24 protein-coding genes are annotated in these 24,983 nt (G+C 66.6%); 13 read left to right on the top strand and 11 right to left on the bottom strand.

Going from position 1 to position 24,983, the window contains the following annotated elements; translation table 11 throughout:
* Positions 1-106: 106 nt before the first annotated feature.
* Together lptG and lptF are read right to left on the bottom strand one after the other, a co-directional pair.
* A complete protein-coding gene (gene lptG / locus CD928_RS18825) occupies positions 107-1,204 on the bottom strand; it encodes an LPS export ABC transporter permease LptG (protein ID WP_095388608.1) in 1,098 nt (365 codons plus the stop codon).
* On the bottom strand, positions 1,204-2,409 hold the full coding sequence (gene lptF / locus CD928_RS18830; RefSeq protein WP_095388609.1) for an LPS export ABC transporter permease LptF: 1,206 nt from the start codon (positions 2,407-2,409) through the stop codon (positions 1,204-1,206). Before lptF ends, lptG begins: the two co-directional genes overlap by 1 nt.
* Before the next feature lie 132 nt (positions 2,410-2,541).
* Between lptF and CD928_RS18835 the strand changes: the two genes are divergently transcribed.
* From CD928_RS18835 to CD928_RS18845, 3 genes are read left to right on the top strand one after another with little or no spacing between them, the layout of a single operon-like run.
* Positions 2,542-3,051, top strand: a complete 510-nt coding sequence (locus CD928_RS18835) for a DUF2141 domain-containing protein (RefSeq protein WP_095388610.1) — start codon at positions 2,542-2,544, stop codon at positions 3,049-3,051.
* A 2-nt stretch (positions 3,052-3,053) separates the two neighbouring features.
* A complete protein-coding gene (locus CD928_RS18840) occupies positions 3,054-4,025 on the top strand; it encodes a diacylglycerol kinase family protein (RefSeq protein WP_095388611.1) in 972 nt (323 codons plus the stop codon).
* Between the two features lie 12 nt (positions 4,026-4,037).
* Entirely contained in the window at positions 4,038-4,898 is an 861-nt protein-coding gene (locus CD928_RS18845; protein WP_095388612.1) for a hypothetical protein, read from the top strand.
* A gap of 159 nt (positions 4,899-5,057) precedes the next feature.
* Here CD928_RS18845 and CD928_RS18850 read toward each other — a convergent pair whose 3' ends face one another.
* The 3 genes from CD928_RS18850 to CD928_RS18860 all read right to left on the bottom strand — a co-directional run bounded on the left by CD928_RS18850 (position 5,058) and on the right by CD928_RS18860 (position 8,665).
* The gene (locus tag CD928_RS18850; protein WP_095388613.1) at positions 5,058-7,022 is read right to left on the bottom strand and encodes an ATP-binding protein; all 1,965 of its coding nucleotides are present in this window, start codon (positions 7,020-7,022) and stop codon (positions 5,058-5,060) included.
* Between the two features lie 111 nt (positions 7,023-7,133).
* On the bottom strand, positions 7,134-8,336 hold the full coding sequence (locus CD928_RS18855; protein WP_095388614.1) for an aminotransferase class I/II-fold pyridoxal phosphate-dependent enzyme: 1,203 nt from the start codon (positions 8,334-8,336) through the stop codon (positions 7,134-7,136).
* 92 nt (positions 8,337-8,428) lie between these two features.
* Positions 8,429-8,665, bottom strand: coding sequence for an acyl carrier protein (locus tag CD928_RS18860; protein ID WP_095388701.1), 237 nt, complete (start codon positions 8,663-8,665; stop codon positions 8,429-8,431).
* A gap of 149 nt (positions 8,666-8,814) precedes the next feature.
* Here CD928_RS18860 and CD928_RS18865 point away from each other — a divergent pair, with 149 nt between their 5' ends.
* The gene (locus tag CD928_RS18865) at positions 8,815-9,390 is read left to right on the top strand and encodes a Pycsar system effector family protein (RefSeq protein WP_095388615.1); all 576 of its coding nucleotides are present in this window, start codon (positions 8,815-8,817) and stop codon (positions 9,388-9,390) included.
* Positions 9,391-9,611: 221 nt separating this feature from the next.
* Entirely contained in the window at positions 9,612-11,012 is a 1,401-nt protein-coding gene (locus CD928_RS18870; RefSeq protein ID WP_095388616.1) for an MATE family efflux transporter, read from the top strand.
* Here the strand turns inward: CD928_RS18870 and CD928_RS18875 are convergent.
* Positions 10,998-11,453 carry an HNH endonuclease signature motif containing protein gene (locus CD928_RS18875; RefSeq protein WP_176473634.1) on the bottom strand — a complete coding sequence of 152 codons (456 nt, stop codon included), beginning with the start codon at positions 11,451-11,453 and terminating at the stop codon, positions 10,998-11,000. The two genes, CD928_RS18870 and CD928_RS18875, sit on opposite strands and share 15 nt — an antisense overlap.
* 143 nt (positions 11,454-11,596) lie before the next feature.
* Between CD928_RS18875 and groES the strand changes: the two genes are divergently transcribed.
* Together groES and groL are read left to right on the top strand one after the other, a co-directional pair.
* A complete protein-coding gene (gene groES / locus CD928_RS18880) occupies positions 11,597-11,884 on the top strand; it encodes a co-chaperone GroES (protein WP_095388618.1) in 288 nt (95 codons plus the stop codon).
* A 62-nt stretch (positions 11,885-11,946) separates the two neighbouring features.
* Positions 11,947-13,590 (top strand): chaperonin GroEL, encoded by a 1,644-nt coding sequence (gene groL, locus CD928_RS18885; protein WP_095388619.1) that lies wholly within the window; start codon positions 11,947-11,949, stop codon positions 13,588-13,590.
* A 103-nt stretch (positions 13,591-13,693) separates the two neighbouring features.
* On the opposite strand, the gene CD928_RS18890 is transcribed toward groL, so the two are convergent.
* On the bottom strand, positions 13,694-15,490 hold the full coding sequence (locus CD928_RS18890; protein ID WP_141237197.1) for a hypothetical protein: 1,797 nt from the start codon (positions 15,488-15,490) through the stop codon (positions 13,694-13,696).
* An 89-nt stretch (positions 15,491-15,579) separates the two neighbouring features.
* Here CD928_RS18890 and CD928_RS18895 point away from each other — a divergent pair, with 89 nt between their 5' ends.
* Positions 15,580-16,701 (top strand): tetratricopeptide repeat protein, encoded by a 1,122-nt coding sequence (locus CD928_RS18895; RefSeq protein WP_095388621.1) that lies wholly within the window; start codon positions 15,580-15,582, stop codon positions 16,699-16,701.
* Between the two features lie 24 nt (positions 16,702-16,725).
* On the opposite strand, the gene CD928_RS18900 is transcribed toward CD928_RS18895, so the two are convergent.
* From CD928_RS18900 to CD928_RS23500, 4 genes are all read right to left on the bottom strand, one after another.
* Positions 16,726-17,409: a DJ-1/PfpI family protein gene (locus CD928_RS18900; protein WP_095388622.1), complete on the bottom strand. Its 684-nt coding sequence runs from the start codon at positions 17,407-17,409 to the stop codon at positions 16,726-16,728.
* A complete protein-coding gene (locus CD928_RS18905) occupies positions 17,406-17,612 on the bottom strand; it encodes a hypothetical protein (RefSeq protein ID WP_095388623.1) in 207 nt (68 codons plus the stop codon). The genes CD928_RS18900 and CD928_RS18905 overlap by 4 nt, the downstream gene beginning before the upstream one ends.
* Before the next feature lie 84 nt (positions 17,613-17,696).
* On the bottom strand, positions 17,697-17,993 hold the full coding sequence (locus CD928_RS18910; protein ID WP_095388624.1) for an entericidin EcnAB: 297 nt from the start codon (positions 17,991-17,993) through the stop codon (positions 17,697-17,699).
* Between the two features lie 190 nt (positions 17,994-18,183).
* Positions 18,184-18,513, bottom strand: coding sequence for a hypothetical protein (locus CD928_RS23500; RefSeq protein WP_095388702.1), 330 nt, complete (start codon positions 18,511-18,513; stop codon positions 18,184-18,186).
* 238 nt (positions 18,514-18,751) lie between these two features.
* Here CD928_RS23500 and CD928_RS18920 point away from each other — a divergent pair, with 238 nt between their 5' ends.
* The 5 genes from CD928_RS18920 to metH are packed head-to-tail and all read left to right on the top strand — an operon-like array spanning position 18,752 to position 24,911.
* Positions 18,752-19,744 (top strand): metalloregulator ArsR/SmtB family transcription factor, encoded by a 993-nt coding sequence (locus tag CD928_RS18920; RefSeq protein ID WP_095388625.1) that lies wholly within the window; start codon positions 18,752-18,754, stop codon positions 19,742-19,744.
* On the top strand, positions 19,741-20,682 hold the full coding sequence (gene metF / locus CD928_RS18925) for a methylenetetrahydrofolate reductase (protein ID WP_095388626.1): 942 nt from the start codon (positions 19,741-19,743) through the stop codon (positions 20,680-20,682). Before CD928_RS18920 ends, metF begins: the two co-directional genes overlap by 4 nt.
* A complete protein-coding gene (locus CD928_RS18930; protein ID WP_095388627.1) occupies positions 20,679-21,746 on the top strand; it encodes a homocysteine S-methyltransferase family protein in 1,068 nt (355 codons plus the stop codon). Before metF ends, CD928_RS18930 begins: the two co-directional genes overlap by 4 nt.
* Positions 21,746-22,270, top strand: a complete 525-nt coding sequence (locus tag CD928_RS18935) for a GNAT family N-acetyltransferase (RefSeq protein WP_095388628.1) — start codon at positions 21,746-21,748, stop codon at positions 22,268-22,270. The genes CD928_RS18930 and CD928_RS18935 overlap by 1 nt, the downstream gene beginning before the upstream one ends.
* The gene (gene metH, locus CD928_RS18940) at positions 22,173-24,911 is read left to right on the top strand and encodes a methionine synthase (protein ID WP_095388703.1); all 2,739 of its coding nucleotides are present in this window, start codon (positions 22,173-22,175) and stop codon (positions 24,909-24,911) included. The genes CD928_RS18935 and metH overlap by 98 nt, the downstream gene beginning before the upstream one ends.
* The last annotated feature ends 72 nt before the right edge of the window (positions 24,912-24,983 follow it).

Raw genomic sequence — 24,983 nt, forward strand, 5'->3', positions numbered from 1 at the left:
TAGCCAGCATTGCGATGGCGCATCCCGCGCTTCGAGATTTGGCAGGCGGGGATCGGTCTGCTTCCGACATGTAACCCACTCAATTCCTTCGCCTCGTCGCGCGAGATTATTCCTCGGTCCGGATCAAGATCATTTCGCCGATCAGCGCGAACAAGATGAAGGGCCCCCACGCGGCGAGGAAGGGCGAATAGGCGCCGAGGTCACCCATCGCGAGCGCGAAATTGTCGGCGACGAAATAGGCGAAGCCCAGTGCCATCCCCAGGATCGCGCGCACGAACAGCTTGCCCGACCGCGCGAGGCCGAAGGCGGCGACCGCGCCCAGGAGCGGCATCAGGATCGCCGAGAGCGGCCCCGAAATCTTGTGCCACAGCACGCCCTTCAGCGAGTCGACGGGGCGTCCCGCGGCTTCGAGATCGGCGATCGCCGACTGGAGCTTCAGAAAGGGCAATTCGTCGCCGTCGACCTGCGCGAGGGTGAACTGGTCGGGCCGCACGCCCTTCGCCGCGACGATATTGCCGAGCGGTTCGAGCGTTCCCGACCGGCGCAGGAAGCGTTTCGCGTTGGTCAGTTCCCATCCGCCGGCCACCGCGCGCGCGCTGTCGGCCGACAGGATCGACGACAGCACGCCCTGGGTGCGTTCGTAGATGGCGACCTTGCCGAGGACGACCGCGGGGCCCCCGGTCTGCACGGTCTGGGCGTTGATCAGGTCGTCGCCGGCGCGCACCCATATGTTGCTGCGCACCCCGCTGTCCTTGGGCACCTGCGCATATTGCACCTTCTGCCAGGCGCTGAGCGCGGCGTTTGCGCGCGTGACGATGCGTTCGTTGAACGCAAAGCTGATGCCCGCGACGAGCAATGCGGCGAGGAACAGCGGCGCGAGCACCTGGTGCGCCGACATGCCCGACGCCTTCATCGCGATGACCTCGCTGTTCTGGTTGAGCGTGATCAGCGTCAAGATCGTGCCGAGCAGCACCGAAAAGGGCAGGAAGGTCTCGATGATCTGCGGCATCCGCATGCCGACATAGCGCCACACGTCGCTGTCGCTGTTGCCCGCGACGGCCAGGATCTTGCCGCTTTCGCCGAGCAGGTCGAGCGTTTGCAGGATCAGCACCAGCGCGAACAGGATCGCGAAGCTGCGGACGAGGAACAGCCGCCCGACATAGAGCGCCATCGTGCGCGAGGGAAAGAAGTGGAGCTGGTGCATCAGGCGGTCTGCTTGCGCTGGAAGAGGCGCGCCAGTGCGCGGACCTTCTGCCCGGCCTTCGCCGCGACGCGTTCGAGCGCGCCGATCGGCTGGCCGCCCGGAACATGCGCGACGGTGTAATACATCCACACCGCGAGCGCCGCGAACAGCAGGAAGGGCACCCACAGCGCGAGAACCGGATCGACGGTGCCGCGTGCGCCGAGATCCTCGGCATATTGGTTGATCTTGTGCTGGGTGACGAGCAGCACGATCGACAGGAACACCCCCAGCGACGAGGTCGATCGCTTGGGCGGGATGGCGAGCGCGATCGCGATCAGCGGAATCAGGAACATCGACATCACCTCGACGATGCGAAAATGGAAATTCGCGCGCACTTCCAGCCGGGTGGCGGCCGATTCGCTCTGGTCCTTGCCCGCGACGAACAGCTCGGGGATCGTCATTTCGCGGTCGCCGCCGCCGCGCGTGCGAAACGCCTCGATCTTGGGCAGCGGGATCGGCAGGTCGTGGTTGTCGAAGGTCAGCACCCGCGGGACCGCGAATTTCGGCGATTCGTGGATCAGCACCCCCTGCGTCAGCCGCAGGATGATCGTATCGGGATCGTCGGTGGCGAGGAACTGCCCGCGCGACGCGGTCGCCGATACCGCCTGTCCGTCCTTGTTCTCGCCGCGCACGAAGATGCCGCGCAAGCTGCGCCCGTCGTTGTAGCTTTCCTCGATGCGCAACGTCATCCGGCTGCCGAGCTTGGTGAATTCGCCGACCTTGATCGACGCGCCGAGCGCCCCCGACCTCAGTTCGAACTGCAGTCCTTCATAAGCGTAGCGCGCATAGGGCTGGATGAAGCCGACGATCGCGAGGTTGAGCAAGGCGAGCGCGAAGGCGAAGGCATAGGGGACGCGCATCAGCCGCCCGAAGCTCATCCCCACGCCGCGCAGCACGTCGAGCTCGCTCGACGTCGCGAGGCGGCGGAAGGCGAGCAAGATGCCGAGCATCAGCCCGATCGGAATGCCGAGCGAGAGATATTCGGGGATCAGATTGGCGAGCATCCGCCACACGACGCTGACCGGGCCACCCTCGGTCGCGACGAAATCGAACAGGCGCAGCATCTTTTCGAGAACCAGCAGCATCGCCGAGAGGACGAGCGTGCCGAGCATGGGGAAGAAGATGAGCCGCGCGATATAGCGGTCGATGGCGGGTATCTTGTTCAAGCTTTCGTCGCCCCATCACCATGATTTGGCCGCAAATGTTTCCGATATGCCGATTCAAGGGCGACAGGGACCCATGTCGGCTTGCGCTTTCGCGCGGCTGGCGTGGCTATAACCTCTGGAGGTATTGAGGTCATGTCGAAAATGTTTTTCGCCGGGATACTCGCCGCCGGCGCCGCCGGAGCGCTGATCGCGCCCGTCGCTGCGCAGGGCGCCACGCTGGGTCCGGCGGCCGCCCTTTGCAACAGCAACGCGACCGCCGTGCTGGTCGACGTGCGCGGATTCAAGGCGCGCACGGGGACGCTGCGCGTGCAGATCTACAACGCGGACAAGAGCTATCTCGAAAAGCGCAAGTGGCTGGAACGGGTCGATGTTCCGGTGCGCAATGGCGCGGTGCAGGTCTGCGTGCCGGTGAAGGGGCCGGGCAATTATGTCGTTTCGGTCCGTCACGACATCAACGGCAATGGCAAGTCGGACAAGAGCGACGGCGGCGGCCTGTCGGGCAACCCCGACATGAAGCTCACCGACTTCATCTTCAAGCGCAAGCCCAAGCTGGCGCAGGTCAGTTTCGCGGTCGGCGGCAGCACCAAGCGGGTGCCGATCACGCTGAACTACGTCAACGGCCTGTCGTTCGATCCGGTCTGAAGGTGGCCAGCGTCGCGCTCCTTTCCAATCCACGCTCGACGGGCAACCGCTCGCTGTTGCCCCGAGTGCGCGAATATTGCGCGGCGCACCCCGACATCTTCCATTACGAGGTCGAGGCCGTCGACCAGATCGGCGAGGCCATCCGCACCATCGCGATGGTGTCCCCGCGCGTCGTCGCGATCAACGGCGGCGACGGCACCGTGCAGGCGGCGCTGACCGAGCTTTATTCGGGCGGCCATTTCGGCGGTTCGCCGCCGCCGGTCGCGGTGCTGCCCAACGGCAAGACCAACCTGATCGCGCTCGACCTCGGCGCCGAGGGCGATCCGATCAAGGCGCTCGAACGGGTGGTCGAGCTGGTCGGCGACGGCCGGCTCGAGGATCATGTGATCGAACGCCAGCTCATCGCGCTCGACAGCGGCGGCGCCCGCCCCGTGCTCGGCATGTTCCTCGGCGGCGCCTATCTTGCCGACGTGATGCTTTATTGCCGCCACCGCATCTATCCACTGGGCCTGCCCAACGGCGTGTCGCATTTCCTGGCGGCGATGCTCGCCTTCTTCTCGATCCTGTTCGGCGTCGGCGGCGGGCGGTTGCCGCCCAAGCCCGAGCCGATGACGGTGTCGCTCGTTCGCCAGGGCGAGTTCAAGGGCAAATTCTCGCTGCTGATCGTCACCACGCTCGAAAAGCTGCTGCTCAGCATCCGCACCAGCGACAAGCATGGCACCAACGGCCATATGAAGCTGCTCGCGACCGAAAGCAGCGTCGGCGCGCTGTTCCGCATGCTCGGCGCGACATGGCGCGGCACGCTGGGACAGAATGAGCTCGCGGGCGTCCATTTCCAGCAGGGCGACGAGATCCGCATCGAGGGCGAACGCTCGAACGTCATCCTCGACGGCGAGATTTTCGAGGCGACGGGCGGCCGGCCGATCATCCTGACCTCGACGCAGCCGGTGCCTTTCCTGCGCCTCGCGGCCTGACGGGGCGCAACCATGTCCGCTCTGGCCGATCTGGTCCGCGACGAACTGTCGACGCCGGTCGATCCGCGCGTCGCCGCGATGGCGGCGGCGGTCGCGGCCGAATATCCGGGCAGCGCGCGCGCGGTGCTCTTCTACGGAAGCTGCCTCCGCGAAACGCAGCTCGACGGGCTGATGCTCGATTTCTACCTGATCGTCTCCGACTATGGCGACGCCTATCCGAAGCGCTGGCTGCGGCTCGCCAACCGGCTGATCCCGCCCAATGTCTTTCCGTTCCAGTCGGGCGGGCTGATCGCCAAATATGCGGTGCTCAGCGAAGCCGATTTCGAGCGGCTGAACGGGCCCGAGACGCGCAACGTGTCGGTGTGGGCGCGCTTCGCGCAACCATCGCGGCTGGTGTGGGCGGTCGACGACACCGCGCGGAGCCGTGCGGTCGCCGCCGTGTCTCGCGCCGCGCCGACGCTGCTCGCCGCCGCAGGGTCGCGCGACGGCGAGGAGCCGCTCGACTGGTGGCGCCGCGCCTTCGGCCTCACCTATTCGGTCGAACTGCGCGCCGAGCGCACGACCCGCGCGCAATCGGTCGTCGATGCCGATCCCGACCGCTATCTGCGCTTCAGCGCGCCCGCGATGGCCGCGATTCCGGCGGGGGCGCCGAGCGGCGGCTGGGCAAGACGGCGCATCGAGGGCAAGCTGCTCAGCATCGCCCGGCTCGCGAAGGCGAGCCTCACCTATGCCGGTGGCATCGATTATCTGGCGTGGAAGATCAACCGCCACGCGGGCACGAAGATCGAGATCAAGCCGTGGCAGCGCCGCTGGCCGCTGATCGCGGCGCTGACGCTCGTGCCGCGGCTGATGCGGAGCGGCGCGATCCGGTAGGGCGGGACGAACCTGAGAATCTAAATTACCCGTTTCCCCGAGCGAAGACGAGGGGCATTGCCGAGCGAAGTCGAGGCTGCGACGCCAAAGATTCTCGCTTCGCTCGAACGGCCCCCTCGTCTTCGCTCGGGGAAACGGATTCTATTGATCGCCCGCCCTCTACCCCGCGAGCCGCTGAGTCTCGACCGCGCGTGCATCGCCGCTGCGCCGGATCGCCCGGTCGAGCGCGGCGAGGGTGAAGGGTTTGCGCAGCACGTCGTGGTCGCCGAAGCTCGCGTCCTCGCTCGCATCGCCGGCATAGCCGGTGACGAACAGCACCGACAGGTCGGGCCAGCGCTGCTTGAGCCGCGCGACCATCTCCGGCCCCGTCAGTTCGGGCATCAGCACGTCGGACAGGATCAGGTCGAAGCCGCCATGCCCTTCGACCATTGCCTCGGCTTCGAGCGGGTTGCCGCAGGCCACCGCCTTGTGACCCAGTTCGCTGACGGCGTCGACCGTCGCCGCGAGCACGCGGTGATCGTCCTCGACCACCAGGATGTTCAACATGTCGGCGGGATCCGCCGGCGAAAGGGCCCCGTCGCCGGCATCGTCCTCGACGCCCGCCGCCTTCGGCTTGGCGACCGGCAGCAGCATCGCGACGCTGGTGCCTTCGCCTTCGGTCGACTGGATCTGCACCTCGCCGCCCGACTGGCGGCAGAAGGCGAAGACCTGGCTCATGCCGAGGCCGGTGCCCTGGCCCGCGGGCTTGGTGGTGTAGAAGGGGTCGAAGACGCGTTCGAGCACCTCCGGCGACATGCCGCAGCCGGTGTCGATCACCTGCACCGCGAGTGCCGCCGACTCTTCCTCCTCGTCGCGCAGCGTACGGATGGTCAGCGACCCATGGCCGTCCATCGCGTCGCGTGCGTTGACCGCGAGGTTGAGCAGGGCATTTTCGAACTGCTGCCGGTCAACCCAGCAGGCGAGCCCGTCTGCCTGGAGGTCGAGCGTCAGCGCGATGCGGTCGCCGATCGTCCGTTCGATCAACTCGGCGAAAGAGGCGATGCAGGCGTCGATCTCGGTCATTTCGGGCCGCGCCGGCTCCGAGCGGGCGAAGGTCAGCAGCCGCCGGGTCAGGTCGGCGGCGCGGTTGGCCCCATCGAGCGCGTTGTGGATATGCCGCTCGGCCTTGTCGGGGGCCTCGGACAGCCAGCGCTGCGCGAGTTCGAGCCCGCCGACCACCACCGCGAGCATATTGTTGAAGTCGTGCGCGATGCCGCCGGTGAGCTGGCCGACCGCTTCCATCTTCTGCGCCTGACGCAGCCGCGCCTCGGCGGTTTCGCGTTCGGTCATTTCGCTGCGCAGCGCGACGTTCGCCCGTTCGAGTTCTGCGGTCCGTGCCTCGACCGCGGCCTCGAGTTCCATCGCGCGCTCGCTTTCGGCGAACTGCTCGCGCCGCGCGAGCCGCCGGTCGCCCTCGACGCGAAGCAGCGAGAAGGTCGCGGCGATCGCGATGATCGCCGCGGCGGCGCCGAGCAGCGAGAACATGATGATCGCCTGGTTGAGGCTCGCCCGGTCCGACGCCGCGATCCGGTTGCGTTCCGACAGGCGCTGGCGCTCGTCGCGGATCAGCTGCGCGAGCAGCTTGTTGATCCGCCCCAGCGCCGGATCGTGCGCTGCGGCGTTATATTTGGAGATGGCGGCGATGGTCTGGCGGTAGTTGGCGCTGAGCGCTGCGTCGCCGAGCTGTTCGCCGCGCCGCTCGAGTTCGACGCCGAGCTGGCGCACCAGCTCGGCCTGCTCGGGGCTGTCGCGGACGTTGCGTTGCAACAGGCGCAGATACTGCATCGCGACGCCATATTGCTGCTGATAGATGCGGCCGTCGTCTTTCTGCAGGCCGACCGCGAAACGCCCGAGCGCCGCCTCGGCGCGGGCGAGCGCGGCGTCGAGCGAGCGGGTCTGTGAAATGACCTCCAGACTGTGCGCCTGCCAGCCGAGCGACCGGTCATAGGCGTCGTTGGCGCGCATCAGCAGCAGGACGAGCGCCGCGACGACGCCGGTCAGGATCGTCCCGACGCCGATCGTCAGCCAGAAGCGCAGGCGCTCCCGGCGGCTCTCGCTTTCATGGTCGCTATCCCTCTCGAACACGCGCCTCTCTTACCGTTTCGCCGGAGCGCCGCAAAGCGGGGAAGGGCGCCGAAGCGGCCGCCTCCTTCGTTTCGCCCCGAAAATGCGCCCGCTGGTCGGCGGATGCCCGGTTCAGCCGATGATACCGATGCGCTTGTCGGCGCGCTCGAAGCGGCCGAGGATCTCGCCGACCTGCTCGCTCGAATGCTCGGCGCACAGCGAGCAGCGCAGCAGCGTCATGCCCGCGGGGGTCGCCGGCGGGCGGGCGAGATTGACGTAAAGTCCTTCCTCGAGCAGCGCTTCCCACATCATCGCGCCCTTTTCGAGGTCGGGCATGATCACCGCGATAATCGCCGACTGCGGCTCGTCGGTGCCGAGCGTGAAGCCCAGATCCTTGAGCCCCTTGTGGAGCATCTTCGAATTTTCCCACAGATGCGCGCGCTTGTTGCTCCCAAGCATCAGCTTGCGGATGCTCGTCGCGGCGGTCGCGACGACGCTCGGCGGCAGCGAGGCGGTGAACACGTACGGGCGGCAGACCAGCCGCATGATCTCGAACTTCGGATGGTTCGAGACGCAGAAGCCGCCAACGGTGCCGACGCTCTTGCTGAACGTGCCGATGATGAAGTCGACGTCGTCGATGACGCCCTGCGCCTCGGCGACCCCGCGGCCGTGCTCGCCGATGAAGCCCATCGAATGCGCCTCGTCGACCAGCACCATCGCGCCGGCTTCCTTCGAGACGCGGATCATCTCCTTCAGCGGCGCGACGTCGCCGAGCATCGAATAGACGCCTTCGAGCACGACGAGCTTGCCTGCCTCGGGCGGCAGGCGCTTCAGCCGCTTTTCCAGCGCCTCGATGTCGTTGTGGCGGAAGGCGACGATCTCGGCGTCGCCCATCTTGCACCCGTCGTAGATCGAGGCGTGGCTGTCGATGTCGAGGATGACATAATCGCCCTTGCCGGCGATGGTCGAGATGATGCCGAGGTTGGCCTGGTATCCGGTCGAGAAGACCATGGCATGATCCATGGCATAGAAGTCCTTGAGCGCGTCCTCGACTTCGCGGTGCCCCTGATAGGTGCCGTTGAGGACGCGGCTGCCGGTGGTGCCGCTGCCGAATTTGTCGAGCGCGTCCTTGCCCGCGGCGATGACATCCTCGTCGAAGGTCATGCCCATATAATTATAGGTGCCGAGCAAGATGGTCTCGCGCCCGTTGCAGACCGCGACGGTGGGCGAGAGCACCTTTTCCATCACCAGGCTGAACGGGTCGGTGACCCCGGTCGCGAGCAGGTCCGCGCGCTGCTGGATCAGCGGATCGAATTTGGAGAAGAGGTCGGTCATCTTTGGTTTCCATGTTCCCCGGCGAAGGCCGGGGTCCAGACGGGTTGCGCGAGCTCGCGGGAGATCCCGGCTTTCGCCGGGATGCAGGGCTTTCAGCCCCGCAGCTTTTCCACCGCGGCGATGAGCTGGCCGACATTCTCGATCTCGGCCTGCTGGTTCATGCTGATGATGATGTCGAAGCTGTCCTCGACCTCGGCGACGAAATCCATGACGGTCAGGCTGTCCCATTCAAGGTCGCCGGCGAAGGTGGTGGCGTCGGTCAGTTCGACGCCCTTCTTGTTGAAGGGCTCGATCAGGCCGTGGATCTGGTCGGTGAGGGCGGTGCTCATGGGGTGCGTCCCTAAAATGGTGAACTTGCGCGCGGGAATGCCGCGCCAGCTTTCGCTTGGCAAGCGATTGCGGCGGCAATCGGGCAGCATCTTGCCGATATGCGCCGAACATGCCATCGCTGGGCCGGGTCGGGACAGGGGATGCGCCGATGGACGACGACCGGCAGGACATTGCGGCGGCTCCGCCGGGCGCGGTCGGCTTTCCGCCCAATGCGGTGCATCTCGCGCGCACCAACCAGCAGCTGACGATGCAATTGTCGCAGATGGCGGACCAGAAGGCGTCGATCCTGATGGGGGCGACCTTCGTCGTTTTCACCCTCGCGGTCGGGCAGGCGCGCGCCGGCGCCGGGGCGTTCGCGATGCCTCTGACGATCCTCGCGACCTTTTCCTTCCTGTCGGCGCTGCTCGCGGTCTCCGCGGTGCTGCCGCGCGTCGGCCGGGCGCCGCCGATCGTCTTCAAGGACGGCAAGGACCATAGCAACATCCTCTTCTTCGGCCGCTTCGCGCAGATGGAGGAGGATGAATTCATCGCGGCGGTGAAGGCGCGGATGCGGACCGAAGAGGATCTCTACGAAACCATATTGCGCGACACCTACCAGAATGGCGTCGTCCTAGCCCGGCGCAAATATCGATATCTCGCCTATGCCTACCGGCTGTTCGTCGTCGGGCTGACGCTGACCTTCCTCGCCTTCGCTTATGAGATGGCGATGCTGTGGAGCCAATGACGCTGCCACGGTGAGGTGATACCCTTTCGTCATCCCGGACTTGATCCGGGATCCATTTTTACGACGCCGGCGTGAATGGACCCCGGATCAAGTCCGGGGTGACGATGAAAGGGCAGCAGCAGGACGTTGCTGTTGCCTTTTTGCCACCCCCGCTTCCCAAATGCGGCGCCGCGCCCTCCTGCTATTGAACCGTCATATTCGTCCGCCTATCCGGGCCGGCTATGCTTCAGCAGGCCCACCCCCTGACCGCGGATGCCCCGCGGAGCCTGCGCGCCGAGTTCGGCGCGACGCTGGCGCTCGCCTGGCCGCTCGCCGCGGCGAATCTGCTGCAGATGATGGTCCATGCGGTCGACGTCATCTTCGTCGCGCGGCTCGGCGATGCGGAACTCGCGGCGGCATCGCTCGGCGTGTCGATCTTCGGGCTCCTGCTGTGGACGAGCACCGGGCTGGTCGGCGCGTCGGCGCCGCTGATCGCCGCCGAGCTCGGGCGCCGCAAGCATGCGGTGCGCGAGGTGCGGCGCACGGTGCGCATGGCATTGTGGCTCAGCCTGCTCGTCTCGATCGCCGCGATGGGCATCTGCGCCGCGGGCGGACCGATCATGATCGCGACCGGGCAGGCGCCCGACATTTCGGCGCACGCGGCGAGCTTCCTCCTCATCCTGATGTGGGGCATGTTTCCGATGGTCGCGGCGAGCGTGCTGCGCATCTTCGTTTCGGCGCTCGGCCGGCCGAAGATCGCGACCGCGATCACCTTCCTCGCGCTCGGGGTCAATGCGCTCGGCAACTGGGCGCTCGTCTTCGGCCATCTCGGCCTGCCCGCGCTCGGGCTGCACGGCTCGGCACTGTCGAGCGTGACGACGAGCACGGTGATGCTGCTCGCCTATGTCGTCGTGATCCAGTCCGACCGCCAGCTTCGCCGCTATCATCTGTTCGGCAACTGGTGGCGCTCCGAATGGGCTCGCTTTCGCGAGATTCTGCGCATCGGCGCGCCGATCGGGCTGATCATCCTCGCCGAGGCGGGGCTGTTCACCGGCGCGGCCTTCCTGATGGGCCGGATCGGCGAGGCGCAGCTCGCGGGTCACACGATCGCGCTCCAGGTCGCGGCGCTCGCCTTCCAGATTCCCTTCGGGGTCGCGCAGGCCGCGACGATCCGCGTCGGTCTCTCCTACGGCGCGCGCGATCCGCACGGCATCGCGCTCGCGGGGCGGGCGTCGCTGATCCTCGGCATCGGCTTCATGGTGCTGACCGCGGCGACGATGTGGCTGTTCCCGCGGCTCGTGCTGTCGATCTATGTCGACGTCGACGCGGCGCGCAACGCGGCGCTCGTCGGCTATGCGATGCAGTTCCTCGTCGTCGCCGCCGCCTTCCAGCTCTTCGACGGCGCGCAGACGGTCGCGGCGGGCGTGCTCCGCGGGCTTCAGGACACGCGCGTCCCGATGATCATCGCGGTGTGCGGATACTGGCTCGCGGGCTATGGCACCGCCATCTATCTCGGCTTCTGGACCCCGCTCGCCGGCGTCGGCATCTGGATCGGCCTCGCGGTCGGGCTCGTCGTCGTCGCCGGGCTGCTCCTCATGCGCTGGCGGATGCGGGCGCGGCTGGGGTTGCTACCTTTGGCCTAGCTTGCGAAGCCGTTCCTCAACCTGCGTGTGGAGTGCCTGAAGCCATTCGCGTCCAGCTTCGGGTTTGAAGGCATCGATAGGAAGGTGGCCTTTCTTGGCATTGCATGGTTTGCATGCCAGCACCAGATTTTGGATCGCGTTGGGTATCTCGCCGGTCTGACCTTCGACATGATCGATAGTGACTGTGTCTTTCGACAAGGCTGTCGAGCAATAGAAGCAGGTTGCACCGTGAACGGCGACGGCCTTCTTCAGGCTGTTTATTGCACTCCACGGGCCGCCTGCTACCCCTGCGACCCAGTAAAGCGGTGCTTTCGATTCACTCTTGTGCAGATGAGCAAATACGATGGCTCGATAGGGCATGGAATCGAGACAGACGCGCGCTGCGTCTTCCGGCTTTTCCAGCGCCTCCTGTGGCATTGATGGTTTCGCATTGCTGGTCATGCCCGGCGTTATGGCGTGCAGATGTAAAATTTTCGTTGGACTCCGCTTGACGCCCCCCGACCCTCGACCCATATGCCCGCCTGTTAGCACTCCGACCTTGCGAGTGCTAAAATGACATCCATTGCACCTCTGGAGGGATATCCATGCAATTTCGTCCGCTGCACGATCGCGTGCTCGTCCGCCGTATCGAAGCCGAAGAAAAGACGGCCGGCGGCATCATCATCCCCGACACCGCCAAGGAAAAGCCGCAGGAAGGCGAAGTCGTCGCCGTCGGCACCGGTATCAAGGCCGAAGACGGCAAGGTCACGCCGCTCGACGTCAAGGCCGGCGACCGCATCCTGTTCGGCAAATGGTCGGGCACCGAAGTCAAGGTCGACGGCGAAGAGCTGTTGATCATGAAGGAATCGGACATCCTCGGCATCATCGCCTGAGCCTGTTCATCGATTTCAGTGTGAAGTTGCGCAGTTTTCTGCGCCTTGAAAGGAATTAGCACATGGCTGCGAAAGACGTAAAATTCAGCCGCGACGCGCGCGAGCGCATCCTGCGCGGCGTCGACATCCTCGCCGACGCGGTGAAGGTCACGCTGGGCCCCAAGGGCCGCAACGTCGTCATCGACAAGAGCTTCGGCGCCCCCCGCATCACCAAGGACGGCGTCACCGTCGCCAAGGAAATCGAACTCAAGGACAAGTTCGAGAATATGGGCGCGCAGATGCTGCGCGAAGTCGCGTCGAAGACCAATGACCTCGCCGGCGACGGCACCACCACCGCGACCGTGCTCGCCCAGGCGATCGTGCGCGAAGGCATGAAGTCGGTCGCGGCCGGCATGAACCCGATGGACCTGAAGCGCGGCATCGACCTCGCGACCGCCAAGGTCGTCGAGACGATCAAGAGCCAGTCGAAGGCGGTCAAGGGCTCGGCGGAAATCGCCCAGGTCGGCATCATCTCGGCGAACGGCGACAAGGAAGTCGGCGAGAAGATCGCCGAAGCGATGGAAAAGGTCGGCAAGGAAGGCGTGATCACCGTCGAGGAAGCCAAGGGCCTCGATTTCGAACTCGACGTCGTCGAAGGCATGCAGTTCGACCGCGGCTACCTCAGCCCCTATTTCATCACCAACCCGGAAAAGATGCTCGTCGAGCTGGCCGATCCGTACATCCTGATCTTCGAAAAGAAGCTGTCGAACCTCCAGTCGATGCTGCCGATCCTCGAAGCCGTGGTGCAGTCGGGCCGCCCGCTGCTGATCATCGCCGAGGACATCGAAGGCGAAGCGCTCGCCACCCTCGTCGTGAACCGCCTGCGCGGCGGCCTCAAGGTCGCCGCCGTCAAGGCGCCGGGCTTCGGCGATCGCCGCAAGGCGATGCTCCAGGACATCGCGATCCTCACCAATGGCGAGATGATCTCGGAAGACCTGGGCATCAAGCTCGAGACGGTCACGCTGAACATGCTCGGCCAGGCCAAGCGCGTCACCATCGACAAGGACAACACCACCATCGTCGACGGTGCCGGCGACGCCGAAACGATCAAGGGCCGGGTCGAGCAGATCCGCGCGCAGATCGAGACCACGACGTCGGACTACGACCGTGAAAAGCTGCAGGAACGTCTGGCGAAGCTCGCCGGCGGTGTTGCCGTGATCAAGGTCGGCGGTGCGTCGGAAGTCGAGGTGAAGGAACGCAAGGACCGCGTCGACGACGCGCTTCACGCGACCCGCGCCGCGGTCGAGGAAGGCATCGTCCCCGGCGGCGGTACCGCGCTCCTCTATGCGACCAAGGCGCTCGACGGCCTGACCGGCTCGAACGAGGACCAGACCCGCGGCATCGACATCATCCGTCGCGCGCTGCAGGCGCCGGTTCGCCAGATCGCCGAGAACGCCGGTTTCGACGGCGCGGTCGTCGCGGGCAAGCTGTTCGACCAGTCGAACACCAGCCACGGCTTCAACGCCGCGACCGACGAATATGAGGATCTGGTCAAGGCCGGCGTGATCGACCCGACCAAGGTCGTCCGCACCGCGCTCCAGGACGCCGCGTCGGTCGCGGGCCTGCTCATCACCACCGAAGCGGCGGTGAGCGAGCTGCCCGAAGACAAGCCGGCGATGCCGATGGGCGGCGGCGGCATGGGCGGCATGGGCGGCATGGACTTCTAAAGTCCTGCACCCACCGCTCGGCGCAAGCTGACACGAGGGGCCGGGGAGGAAACTCCCCGGCCCTTCTTCATGGCATCCGGTCGGTGCCGGCCCCGTTTCGGGTTTAATCTCTGGCTTTCTTTGCCTGCCGCAGCGCTTCCTTGGCGGCCATATAGCGATCATATCGCGGCTGAAGGTCGCGTTCGATCTGCGAAACGGTGATGATGCGCGCCGTCTGATCGGTAAAGGGCGCCGGCGGATTTGCGCTGTCGACAAGCTGGATGCGGGCCTGCGATTCGAAGCCCGACGAATAGGTCGAGCTGCCTCCCCATCCGGTGGTCGTCGTCTGCCGCGCAAAGGTCCGGTTGCTGAGGATCACGAAGCCATCCTTGCCCTCCTCGCGAGCGAGTTGAGCGGCGGCCAGCAACGCCATCTCCTCCATCATCGCCCTGCTGCCCACGAGCGTCTCGTACCGCACGGTTCGGATGCTGCCATCGCCTTCCTTGGCTTGCGACCAGCCCGATCCATCGCTGAACAGCCATTTGCTGGCGGCGGAGGCGAACTTGGGAATATCGTCCAGCGCCTCGGCCTTGGGCAGCAGCATGCCGAGATCGCCCGCCTCCAGCGTCATGATGTTTCCCACCACCTCCCTGGTGATCAGATCGGCGGTCGCCGTGGCTTCGGCCTGTTCGGGACCGCGAATCTGCCGCAGCATTTCGACCAGCGCGGGCAGCATTCCCGGCGACGATAACGGCGTCACCCGTTCGGCCAATTGTTTCGGGGTCAACCCGGCCACCTCGCGGCGAAGCCCGATGATCGTATCGAAGCCGGTCGCGATGGTGAGCATGCCCTTGCTCGACTCGACCCGAGCCAGATACTCCTTGACGCGGATATTGGAGATGCGGCGCTGCTGTTCGTTACGCGGATCCTCGCCGATATAGTCGGATACCAGCGTCCGGGTGTCCTTCGACAATTGGTCGGCGCGCGCCATGTCCCCCAGCGCCGCGGCCACATAGGCGCGCAGCCCCTGAAAGATCATCTCGCGTTCCACCTGTTGCACGGGATCGAGGCCGCCGATCATTTTCCAGCCGCCTCTCATCTTGGGCTCGGTCAGGCTGATTTGCTCGCCCACTGCGTCGGCTTCGGGCAACCGCCCGTCCAGCAGGTCGACGAGGAATATGATCCGCAGCGCATCGGGGTCGATCGCGATGCGCTCGGCGAGCCGCGCGCGCATCGCCGTTCGGTCGATCGCCGCGACCTCGATCAGGTCCGCCGAGGCCACCACGCTGGCCGCATAGGGGCGCGCCGCGCGAATCCGGCCGAGTATCTCCCGAGCCTCGTCCGCCCTGCCGAGGCGATTCATCGCATAGGCGCGCAGCATGTCGTTGCTGAGCCCGACCCCGAGGTCGAACAGGCTGTCGTGCGCCGCTTCGCCGATGGCGTCCGATTCATCGAGCGCCGCCATGGCGAGCCGGTCGCCGTCCAGCGACAACAGCGATACCGCGCGACCCTGCAGCAGCCGCGCGCGCATGTCCCAGCCTTCGCTCGCATCCGCCGCCATCGCCAGAACCCGGTCGCAAGCCTCGAGTTTCGGCGTCGCCATCCACACTCTGAGTTTTTCGCTGTTCAGGCATTGCTCGCGGTCCTGATTCCTTTTCCGGCGCAGGGCCTTGGCTTCCTTCTTGTCGAGAAGGATCGCGGGCGTCGCCGCCTGGGCCGGCGCTGCTCCCCAGCGCGCGATTTGCTCCTCGAGCGACGTCTTGCCGGGCGCTGCGGTATCGATCGGGGGCGGGGGGATGTAGACCGGCGGAGGCGGGCTCACCACCCGGGGCGGATGCGGATTCGTCGTTTGCGCGGCCGCATGAGCCGACCCCGCCAGCGCGGTGACGGCCAGAAGGCCCATCCCCCATTTCCCCCTCATGAACCGTTCCCTTTACAGTAGTGAAAAGACCATTATTCAAAACTTCGATTGTTTTTCAACAATAATGGGGGAGAAGTTCGGTGAGGTGGATGCTTGTCGTCGCGATCGCCCTGATGTTTTCTTCGGCCATGGCGCCGAGCAGGGCGGCAGCGCAGGATGTCCCGGCAAAGCCGAAGATAGTGGCGCCGCCCCCCGTCTTCATTCCGCCCGCCCCGCCGGCTCCCCCCGCCGCTCCGAAAACCGGCGTCGAGGCGGCCGAACGCAAGCTCTATGTCATCGCCGCACGCTTGTTGCCCGGCGAGTGCGATAGCGGCAACGGGCGCGCCTGTTCCTATCTTGCCGAATTGTACCAGAAAGGGGTCGCGGTCGCGCAGGATCGCGCCCGGGCCGAGCAACTCTTCGCCCAAGCCTGCGACCGGGCCTATCTGGCCGGGTGCAACAGCCTCGCGATCCTGACGCTGGAAAATGCCAGGACGGATGAGGAAAAGGCGGCGAGCACGGCGATACTGGCCAAGGCATGCGAGGGCGGCGAGCCTTTCGCCTGCTCCAATCTCGGCCATCGTTACGAAACGGGGAAGGGCGTGGCCGCGAATCCGGACCAGGCGCGCGCGCTCTATGTAAAGGCTTGCGCGCTCGACAACCCGTTGGGATGTCAGAACGCGGCGATTGCCTTCGATCGACCGATCGGCGGCGCGCGGGATTATGCGGAATCGCTGCGCAACTATCGCCGCGCCTGCGAACTCGGCCAGCTCGACAGCTGCTTCTGGGCCGCGGTCAAGGAGGAAAAGGGCGAGGGGACGGCGGCCGATTTCCCGCGCGCGGTGAAAGCCTATTCGGATCTCTGCGATCGCGGTCATGGTCGTTCGTGCGCCGCCTACGGCTGGGCGCTCGACCAGGATATGGGCGGCAAGGAAAATCGGGCCAAGGCCCGCCTCGCCTATGCGAAATCCTGCGGTCTCGACTATGGCGGGGGTTGCAACTCGCTGGCTATCCTGTTCGAGAATGGCAAGGGCGGGCCGCAGGACCTGTCGCTGGCCGTCGCGGGCTACGACCGCGGATGCGAATTGAAGGACGGCAACGCCTGCTACAATCTGTCGCGTCTCTATCGCACCGGCCAGGGCGTGCCCGTCAATCGCGGGACGAGCACGACCTATCTCGGCCGCGCGTGCGAACTGGGTCTGGAGCGGGCCTGCCGCGACCTTCGCCGATGACCGTCGGCGGTTTCGCCGGGTTCCTCACGCGAAAAGCGACCGATCGAGGCATTCGGCCATCCGCGCCGCCGCGGCGTCATAGACGCGCGCCTTCAGCCCTTCCGTCACCGCCGCCGGAGCGCGGCCGGGGTGGCCGCCGACGAAGGGCGGGGCGGGGTCATATTCGATCGCAAGCTGAATCGCCTGCGCGACCGCGTCGCCCCGGAGCCGCGCGATCAGGGTGAGCGCGAAGTCGAGCCCCGAGGTCACGCCGCCGGCGGTCACCAGATTGCCGTCCTCGACCACCCGGCCGGGCGCGGGTTCGGCACCGACCCGCGGCAGCAAATGGGTATAGGCCCAGTGCGTCGTCGCGCGCTTGCCCTGAAGCAACCCGGCGCGGCCGAGCAGAAAGGCGCCCGTGCACACGCTCGTCACCCAGCGCGCACTCGCGGCCTGGCGGGCGATGAACGCGATCGTCGCGGCGTCGCCGAGCGCGTCGGCGACGCCGTGCCCGCCGGGGACGCACAGGATATCGGCTTGGGGACAGGCGGCGAAATCATGCGTCGGCACGATCGCGAAGCCGCTGTCGGTCGCGATCGGGTCGGGGCTCGCCGCCGCGCCCGCCAGCCGCGCGCCCGGCATGCGGCTGAGCGCCTGCGCCGGGGCGGTGAAGTCGAGCTGGGTGATGCCCGGGAACAGCAGGAAGACGATGGCGACGGGATCGGTCATCGCGGCGGCTCTCCGGCGGGCTTGTCCGCGTCGGACGGCGGCGGCGCGTCGCGGCTTTCGAGCATCTCCGCCGCCTGGTCGAGCGCCTTCGCCTCGCTGACCGTCACCCCGCCCGGGCCGGGCTCGTTATCGGTGCGGCTACACCCGGCCGCCGCCATGAACGCGGCCGTCAGCAGGGCGGTATGCCATATCCGTGTCGCCATCGCTCGCCTCTCACGAAAAAGGGCTCCATTCGCGCGGAATGGAGCCCCGTTCTCGGATCGCGCGCCGCGGCGCGCAAGCCCCGATTACTGCTTGTCGTTGGCTTCCGCCTTCGCGGTCTCTTCCTTGACCTTGTCGCCGGCGGTCGCGGCGGCGTCGCCAGCAGCGTTCACCGCGCCCTCGACGGCGTTGCCCGCGTCCTTCGCAGCGTCGGCGGTCGCGTCGGCGGCATCGGCAGCGCCTTCGGCGACTGCATCGCCCGCAGCAGCGGCATCGTCAGCGACGGCAGCGCCGGCTTCCGAGGTTTCCTGCTGCGCCTTCTCCGAGCAAGCGGCGAGGCTGAAGGCCGCGGCGGCCATCGACACGATGATGAACTTGCGCATGGTAATTCCTTTCGAATGGCTTGGCGATCCGGTCCCGTCCGCCAAGCGCGCAGAGTTAACCCCAGATGAAGCCCTTGGCAACCACATCGGGCGGAGCCTGCGCCTTGTTCCTTGTTCCAGAAAGAAAAAGGGGCCGCCGGACCCTGCCGGCGACCCCCTTTTCTGTTCGGCTTGAACGCCGGAAAGAAGCTTACTTCTTGGCTTCTTCCATCGCGCCCTTGGCGGCGTCGGTCGCTTCCTTGGCGGCGTCGGCGGCTTCGGTGGCCTTGTCGGTCGCGGCGGCGGCGTCGCCGGTCGCGGCGGCGTTGGCGGCATCGCCAGCGGCATCGGCGGCGGTGCCCGCAGCGGCGGCGGCGTCGGTCGCGCCTTCGGCGGCGTTCATCGCGCTGTCAGCGGCGCCGTCCATGGTCGCCGTGGTGTCGTCGGCGGTCGCCGCCGCATCGTCGGCAGCCTTTTCACCGCAAGCGGCGAGGCCGAGCGACGCAGCCAGGACGAGCGACAGAGTGATCGATTTCTTCATTTGGGCATATCCCTCTCGATTGAACTGATCGACCGGCATACGGATGCGAACCCTTTCGCCCCGGCACATTGCCAATCGCGCTTAGAGCTACAATCTCGCCAAATCGCGTGCAACGACCTTTTTGGAGACGGCGCCCGCTATTCGCCGCATTGCGCGTCGCGTCGTCCACGCAAGCGGCAGGAAAAGGCGGGCCGTTGTCCGGTTGACCGGATATAAAGAAACCTTTATATGTAGATTCATGACCGAGCTGCTCGACATTTTTCGCGCTCTGGCCGATCCGACGCGCCTGCGGATCGTCGCTCTGCTGCGCGAGATGGAGCTGGCGATCGGCGAACTGGCGGTCGTGCTCGAACAGAGCCAGCCCCGCGTCTCGCGCCACGTCCGCATCCTCGCCGACGCCGGAATCGTCGAGCGCCGGCGCGAGGGAAGCTGGGTTTTCCTGCGCATTGTCGAGGAGGGGCCGGTGAGCGATATCATCGCGCGCGCCGACGAATGGCCCTTTTCGGCGCGCGAGGCGCTCGTCGTCGCGCACGACGCGCGCCGGCTGGCGGCGGTGCGGATCGATCGCGTCGCCGCGGCCGAGCGCTATTTCGCCGAACATGCCGCCGAATGGGACGCGATCCGGTCGCGCCACGTCGCCGAGAGCGAGGTCGAGGCGGCAATGCTGGCGATGGTCGCGGGGCGCCGGCTCGGGCACCTGCTCGACATCGGAACGGGCACCGGGCGCATGGCCGAAATCTTCGCGCCGACGGTGCGCCGCATCACCGCGCTCGACCGCAGTCCCGACATGCTGCGCATCGCGCGGGCGAAGCTCGCCGGCCAGCCGGTGCCGATCGACCTCGTCCAGGGCGACTTCCTGAACCTGCCGGTGGCCGATGCCAGCATCGACAGCATCGTCATCCATCAGGCGCTGCACTTCGCGCACGAGCCCGACCGCGTCATCGCCGAGGCGAGCCGGGTGCTGCGCGGCGGCGGACACCTGCTCGTCGTCGATTTCGCGCCGCACGAGGACGAGGAATTGCGCACGCTCGCGGCGCATGCGCGCCTCGGCTTCTCGGACGCGCAGATCCGCGGCTGGTTCGCCTCGTCGGGCCTGCTGCTCGAAACCACCCAGACGCTCGAAGGCGGGGAGCTGGCCGTGAAGCTCTGGCTCGGCCGCCGCCGCAGCGACGAAGATCAACCGCCGGTCGCCCGCGAAGGCGACGGCCCGCGCAAAAGGCTTGCGGCATGACCTCGACCCTCAACTCCATTGCCGAGGCGCGCCGCGCCGCTGCGACTCCGCTGTTCGCCGACCTGGCGGGCGACATCGGCGTCAGCTTCGAATTCTTCCCGCCCAAGACCGAGAAGATGGAGGCGCAGCTGTGGGACACGTTCCGCACCCTGGAACCGCTGGGTCCGAGCTTCGTGTCGGTCACCTATGGCGCGGGTGGGTCGACGCGCGAGCGCACCCACGCGACCGTCGCGCGGATCGCGGCGGAAAGCGCGGTGCCGCCCGCCGCGCACCTGACCTGCGTCGAGGCCTCGAAGGATGAAATCGACGCGGTCGCGCGCGCCTATTGGGATGCCGGGGTGCGCCATATCGTCGCGCTGCGCGGCGACGTGCCGGGCGGCGCGCCCTATCGAGCGCATCCCCACGGCTATGCCAACGCCGCCGAACTGGTCGCGGGGCTCAAGGCTATCGCGCCGTTCGACATTTCGGTCGCGGCCTACCCCGAGGTCCATCCCGATTCGGATTGCCCGCAGGCCGACCTCGACAATCTGAAGCGCAAGCTCGATGCGGGCGCGACGCGCGCGATCACGCAGTTCTTCTTCTCGCCCGACGCCTTCCTGCGTTTTCGCGACGCGGCGGCGGCGGCGGGTATCGATACGCCGATCATTCCCGGCATCCTGCCGGTGTCGAACGTGTCGCAGACGCGGCGCATGGCCGATATGTGCGGCGCGGCGATCCCGTCGTGGATGGTGTCGCTGTTCGAGGGGCTCGACGATCTGCCCGCGGCGCGCCAGCTCGTCGCCGCGACGATCGCCGCCGAGATGTGCCGCCGCCTCTATGCGGGCGGCGTGCGCGATTTCCACTTCTACACGCTCAACCGGGCGGAGCTGAGCTACGCCATCTGCCACCTGCTCGGCCTGCGCCCCGCCGTGGCGCCCATCAAGGAGCAAGCCGCATGACCGCAGCCACCACGAGCGCCCGTGAAGCCCTGCGGACGGCCGCGAAGGAGCGCATCCTCCTGACCGACGGCGGCTGGGGTACGCAGATCCAGCTGCGCAAGCTGGGCGAGGCCGATTATGCGGGAAGCCTCGGCCTTTCGCACGACCAGAAGGGCAATAACGACATCCTCGCGCTGACCCGCCCCGACGTGGTCGCGGCGATCGGCGAAGCTTATCTCGCCGCCGGATCGGACATCGTGTCGACCAACACCTTCAGCGCCAACCGGATCAGCCAGGCCGACTATGGCGCCGAGGCGCTGGTCGCCGACATCAATCATGAAAGCGCGCGGCTCGGCCGCGAGGCGGCGGACAAGTTCGCCGCACAGGACGGCCGCCGCCGCTTCGTTGCGGGCGCGGTCGGGCCGACCAACAAGACGCTGTCGCTGTCGCCCGACGTCAACAACCCCGGCTTTCGCGAGATTGATTTCGACGAGCTGAAGCAGGTCTATCTGGACCAGGTGGTCGCGCTTGCCGAGGGCGGCGCCGATTTCATTCTGATCGAGACGATCTTCGACACGTTGAACGCCAAGGCCGGCATCGCCGCGACGCTGGAGGCCGAGGCCAAGGTGGGGCGCGAACTGCCGCTGATGATCTCGATGACGCTCACCGACCTGTCGGGCCGCAACCTGTCCGGCCATACGGTCGAGGCGTTCTGGTATGCGGTGCGGCACGCAAGGCCGCTGACCGTCGGGCTGAACTGCTCGTTCGGCGCGGCGCAGCTTCGCCCGCACGTCCGCGTCCTCTCCGACCTCGCCGACACGCTGGTGATGGTCTATCCGAACGCGGGGCTGCCCAACGAGCTCGGCGAATATGACGAGACGCCCGACACCACCGCCGGGCTCGTGCGCGAATGGGCCGAGCATGGCCAGGTCAACATCCTTGGCGGCTGCTGCGGTTCGACGCCGGCCCACATTGCCGCGATGGCCCGCGCCATCGAGGGTCTCGCCCCGCGCCATGTTCCCGACGTGCCGGTTCGCACGCGGCTCGCCGGGCTCGAACCCTTCACCATGGCGGCCGCATCCTGATGGACGAGGGACCGACATGGACGATCCGCGAAGCCGGAGAGGATGACGCCGCCGCGCTCGCGCTGATCGGCGCGGCGACCTTCCTCGAAACCTTCGCCGGCATTCTCGACGGCGCGGCGATCGTCGCCCATTGCGCCGCGCAGCATGAAGAATCCGCCTATCGCGCCTGGCTGGCGTCGGGTGCGCGAGCGTGGCTCGCCGAAGCGCAGCCGGGCGGCGCGCCGATCGGTTTCGCGCTCGTCGCCAGGCCCGATCTGGACGCGGCGGCGGAGGGCGATATCGAGCTCAAGCGCATCTATTCGCTGTCGCGCTTCCACGGCAGTGGCCTCGGCGCCGCGCTGATGCGGGAGGCCGTCGCGGCGGCCGAGGGCCATCGCCGCCTTCTCCTCGGCGTCTATGCCCGCAACGAACGCGCGCTCGCTTTCTATCGCAAGCAGGGTTTCGTCGACATCGGAACGCGCCGCTTCAACGTCGGGGGCAAGCTCTACGACGACCGCGTTCTCGCCCGCCCGCTCGCCGCTTGATGTTCACTCTCAGGATTACCCCATGACAACCGCCGCCTCCTCCAGTTTCGTCAATATCGGCGAGCGCACCAACGTCACCGGATCGGCGGCGTTCAAGAAGCTGATCCTCGCCGACGATTTCACCGCCGCGGTCGAAGTCGCGCGCCAGCAAGTCGAGAACGGCGCGCAGGTCATCGACGTGAACATGGACGAAGGGCTGCTCGACGCCGAGCGCGCGATGACCACCTTCCTGAAGCTGATCGCCGCCGAACCCGACATCGCGCGGGTGCCGGTGATGATCGACTCGTCGAAGTGGGACGTGATCGAGGCGGGACTCAAATGCGTGCCGGGCAAGCCGATCGTCAATTCGATCAGCATGAAGGAGGGCGAGGAGCCCTTTCTCGCGCACGCGAGGCTGTGCATGGCCTATGGCGCCGCGGTCGTCGTGATGGCGTTCGACGAGGTCGGGCAGGCCGACACGAAAGCGCGCAAGATCGAGATCTGCGAACGCGCCTACAAGCTGCTCACGGGCATCGGCTTCCCGCCCGAGGATATCATCTTCGACCCCAATATCTTCGCCATCGCGACGGGGCTCGAGGAACATGACAATTATGCGGTCGACTTCATCGAGGCGGTGAAGGAAATCCGCGTCCGCTGTCCGCACGCGCATTTCTCGGGCGGTCTCTCCAACCTGTCGTTCGGCTTTCGCGGCAACGAAGTCGTGCGCCGCGCGATGCACAGCGTTTTCCTCTATTATGCGATCCCCGCCGGGCTCGACATGGCGATCGTCAATGCAGGCCAGCTCGACGTCTACGACACGATCGATCCCGAGCTGCGGAACGCCTGCGAGGACGTCATCCTCAACCGCAAGGTGGAAGGCGAAGCGGAAAGTCCGACCGAGCGGCTGATCGCGCTCGCCGAACGCTACAAGGGCAAGGATGCCGCGCAGGAAAAGGCCGCCGAGGAATGGCGCGGCTGGGAGGTGCGCAAGCGGCTCGAACATGCGCTGGTCAAGGGCATCGACGCGCATATCGTCGCGGACACGGAAGAGATGCGCCTCGCCATGGACCGCCCGATCGAGGTCATCGAAGGCCCCCTGATGGACGGAATGAACGTCGTCGGCGACCTGTTCGGGTCGGGCAAGATGTTCCTGCCGCAGGTCGTCAAATCGGCGCGCGTAATGAAGAAGGCGGTCGCGCACCTGCTCCCCTTCATCGAGGCGGCGAAGGAGCCCGGCGCGAAGGGCAAGGGCAAGGTCGTGATGGCGACGGTCAAGGGCGACGTCCACGACATCGGCAAGAATATCGTCGGCGTCGTGCTCCAGTGCAACGGCTTCGAGATCGTCGACCTCGGCGTGATGGTGCCCTGGTCGAAAATCCTGGAGGCGGCGAACGAGAATGACGCCGACATGATCGGCCTCAGCGGCCTGATCACGCCGTCGCTCGACGAGATGGTGACCGTCGCCGAAGAGATGCAGCGCGCGGGCATGACGATGCCGCTGCTGATCGGCGGCGCGACGACGTCGCGGGTCCACACCGCCCTGCGCATCGACCCGGCCTATGCGGGTCCGGTGCTGCATGTGCTCGACGCGAGCCGCGCGGTCGGCGTCGCGACCGCGCTGGTCAGCGACACCGGATTCGACGCCTTCGTCGGCGGCTACAAGCAGGATTATGAGCATATCCGCGAGGTTCGCGCGAACAAGGGGCAGAGCGCGCTCGTGCCCATCGCCGACGCGCGCGCGAACGGCTTTGCCATCGACGAGCATATCCGGCCCTTTCCGCCCGAAAAACCGGGGGTGCACGCATTCGACAATTGGGACCTCGCCGAGCTTGCCGAATGGTTCGACTGGACGCCCTTCTTCCGCGCGTGGGAGCTTGCGGGCGTCTATCCCGCGATCCTCGATGACGAGATCGTCGGGGAGAGCGCGCGCAACCTGTTCGCCGACGCGCGCGCGATGCTCGACACGATCATCGCCGAGGGCTGGCTTCACGCGCGCGGCGTCGCGGGGCTGTGGCCGTGCCGGCGCGAGGGCGACGACGTCATCATCCATCTGGAGGAAGAGGAGCGGCATGTCCGCGTCCCCTTCCTGCGCCAGCAGATTGCCAAGCGCGAGGGGCGCCCCAACATGTGCCTCGCCGATTTCATCAGCCCCGATGGCGACTGGATCGGGGGCTTTTCGGTCGCGATCCATGGCATCGAGCCGCACCTCGCGCGCTTCAAGGCGGCGCACGACGATTATAGCGACATATTGCTGAAAGCGCTCGCCGACCGCTTCGCCGAAGCCTTCGCCGAGCGGCTCCACGCGCATGTCCGCACCCAATTGTGGGGCTATGCGCCGGGCGAGCAATTGACGCCCGAGGCGATCATCAAGGAGGAATATCGTGGCATTCGTCCGGCGCCCGGCTATCCGGCGTGCCCCGACCACAGCCTGAAGCCGATCCTGTTCGAGTTGCTCGACGCGGGCCATAATTCGGGCGCGACGCTCACCGACCATTTCGCGATGCTGCCGACGGCGGCGGTGTCGGGCTTCTATTTCGGCCACCCCGACGCGAGCTATTTCGGGGTCGCGCGGATCGGCGAGGATCAGCTTGCCGACTATGCGACGCGCCGCGGAGTCGACCTCGCGACCGCGACGCGCTGGCTTCGGCCGAACCTCGATTAACGTCTGCCTGTGCGACTGTCCGATAAGGGGACGGTCCACTGATTAACCAGCTTCGCGAACGACTTGCGGCGC

It is taken from the genome of Sphingopyxis sp. GW247-27LB, assembly GCF_002277025.1.
GTDB lineage: Bacteria > Pseudomonadota > Alphaproteobacteria > Sphingomonadales > Sphingomonadaceae > Sphingopyxis.

What these genes read in the sequence shown, in the direction of transcription:
- CD928_RS18865 (WP_095388615.1), top strand. Translation starts at nt 8,815, where the DNA reads ATGGACGACGACCGGCAGGACATTGCGGCGGCTCCGCCGGGCGCGGTC.
- CD928_RS18905 (WP_095388623.1), bottom strand. Translation starts at nt 17,612, where the DNA reads ATGGCGACACGGATATGGCATACCGCCCTGCTGACGGCCGCGTTCATG.
- CD928_RS18875 (WP_176473634.1), bottom strand. Translation starts at nt 11,453, where the DNA reads ATGACCAGCAATGCGAAACCATCAATGCCACAGGAGGCGCTGGAAAAG.
- CD928_RS18930 (WP_095388627.1), top strand. Translation starts at nt 20,679, where the DNA reads ATGACCGCAGCCACCACGAGCGCCCGTGAAGCCCTGCGGACGGCCGCG.
- CD928_RS18860 (WP_095388701.1), bottom strand. Translation starts at nt 8,665, where the DNA reads ATGAGCACCGCCCTCACCGACCAGATCCACGGCCTGATCGAGCCCTTC.
- CD928_RS18920 (WP_095388625.1), top strand. Translation starts at nt 18,752, where the DNA reads ATGACCGAGCTGCTCGACATTTTTCGCGCTCTGGCCGATCCGACGCGC.
- groL (WP_095388619.1), top strand. Translation starts at nt 11,947, where the DNA reads ATGGCTGCGAAAGACGTAAAATTCAGCCGCGACGCGCGCGAGCGCATC.
- CD928_RS18870 (WP_095388616.1), top strand. Translation starts at nt 9,612, where the DNA reads ATGCTTCAGCAGGCCCACCCCCTGACCGCGGATGCCCCGCGGAGCCTG.
- CD928_RS18900 (WP_095388622.1), bottom strand. Translation starts at nt 17,409, where the DNA reads ATGACCGATCCCGTCGCCATCGTCTTCCTGCTGTTCCCGGGCATCACC.
- CD928_RS18855 (WP_095388614.1), bottom strand. Translation starts at nt 8,336, where the DNA reads ATGACCGACCTCTTCTCCAAATTCGATCCGCTGATCCAGCAGCGCGCG.
- CD928_RS23500 (WP_095388702.1), bottom strand. Translation starts at nt 18,513, where the DNA reads ATGAAGAAATCGATCACTCTGTCGCTCGTCCTGGCTGCGTCGCTCGGC.
- CD928_RS18890 (WP_141237197.1), bottom strand. Translation starts at nt 15,490, where the DNA reads ATGAGGGGGAAATGGGGGATGGGCCTTCTGGCCGTCACCGCGCTGGCG.
- metF (WP_095388626.1), top strand. Translation starts at nt 19,741, where the DNA reads ATGACCTCGACCCTCAACTCCATTGCCGAGGCGCGCCGCGCCGCTGCG.
- CD928_RS18935 (WP_095388628.1), top strand. Translation starts at nt 21,746, where the DNA reads ATGGACGAGGGACCGACATGGACGATCCGCGAAGCCGGAGAGGATGAC.
- CD928_RS18845 (WP_095388612.1), top strand. Translation starts at nt 4,038, where the DNA reads ATGTCCGCTCTGGCCGATCTGGTCCGCGACGAACTGTCGACGCCGGTC.
- CD928_RS18895 (WP_095388621.1), top strand. Translation starts at nt 15,580, where the DNA reads ATGCTTGTCGTCGCGATCGCCCTGATGTTTTCTTCGGCCATGGCGCCG.
- groES (WP_095388618.1), top strand. Translation starts at nt 11,597, where the DNA reads ATGCAATTTCGTCCGCTGCACGATCGCGTGCTCGTCCGCCGTATCGAA.
- CD928_RS18835 (WP_095388610.1), top strand. Translation starts at nt 2,542, where the DNA reads ATGTCGAAAATGTTTTTCGCCGGGATACTCGCCGCCGGCGCCGCCGGA.
- lptG (WP_095388608.1), bottom strand. Translation starts at nt 1,204, where the DNA reads ATGCACCAGCTCCACTTCTTTCCCTCGCGCACGATGGCGCTCTATGTC.
- CD928_RS18910 (WP_095388624.1), bottom strand. Translation starts at nt 17,993, where the DNA reads ATGCGCAAGTTCATCATCGTGTCGATGGCCGCCGCGGCCTTCAGCCTC.